The following is a 756-nucleotide window of genomic DNA, read 5'->3' as shown; positions in this document are numbered from 1 at the left end:
ACCTCCAATCCCTTCCTCCGTCTCGACCCGGCGCCGGCCGAGGGCCGCGATCTCAACCCCGTCCTCCAGGATGTCGGTCTGGCGATCCACCCGCCGCTGCTCTATCTCGGTTATGTCGGCTTCTCCGTCTGCTTCTCCTTTGCGGTTGCGGCCCTGCTGGAAGGGCGCATCGACGCCGCCTGGGCGCGCTGGGTGCGACCCTGGACGCTGGCCGCCTGGACCTTTCTGACGCTTGGCATCGCCATGGGCTCCTACTGGGCCTATTACGAGCTCGGCTGGGGCGGCTGGTGGTTCTGGGACCCGGTGGAAAACGCTTCCTTCATGCCGTGGCTCGCCGGCACCGCCCTGCTGCATTCGGCGCTTGTCATGGAAAAGCGCGAGGCGTTGAAGATCTGGACGGTGCTGCTCGCCATCCTCACCTTTTCGCTGTCGCTGATGGGCACCTTCCTGGTGCGCTCCGGCGTGCTGACCTCGGTGCATGCCTTTGCCAGCGACCCCTCCCGCGGCGTCTTCATTCTTTGCATCCTGCTGATCTTCATCGGCGGGGCGCTGTCGCTCTTTGCCTTCCGCGCGCCGAAGCTCGCGGCAGGCGGGCTGTTTGCGCCGATCTCGCGTGAGGGCGCGCTCGTCGTCAACAATCTGATCCTGACGGTCGCCTGCGGCACGGTGCTGACGGGCACGCTCTATCCGCTGCTGCTGGAAACGCTGACCGGCGACAAGATTTCCGTCGGAGCGCCCTTTTTCAACCTGACCTTC

General features: G+C 65.5%; 1 protein-coding gene. It reads left to right on the top strand.

Features of this window, described 5'->3' with window-relative positions:
- Window positions 1–756, top strand: a 756-nt coding sequence (locus G9X64_RS37390) for a heme lyase CcmF/NrfE family subunit (protein WP_171376895.1), incomplete at both ends; no start/stop codon positions are given.

Source organism: Rhizobium sophorae, from assembly GCF_013087515.1.
Classification (GTDB): Bacteria; Pseudomonadota; Alphaproteobacteria; order Rhizobiales; family Rhizobiaceae; genus Rhizobium; species Rhizobium sophorae.
This window is presented reverse-complemented; position numbering and strand designations above follow the sequence as displayed.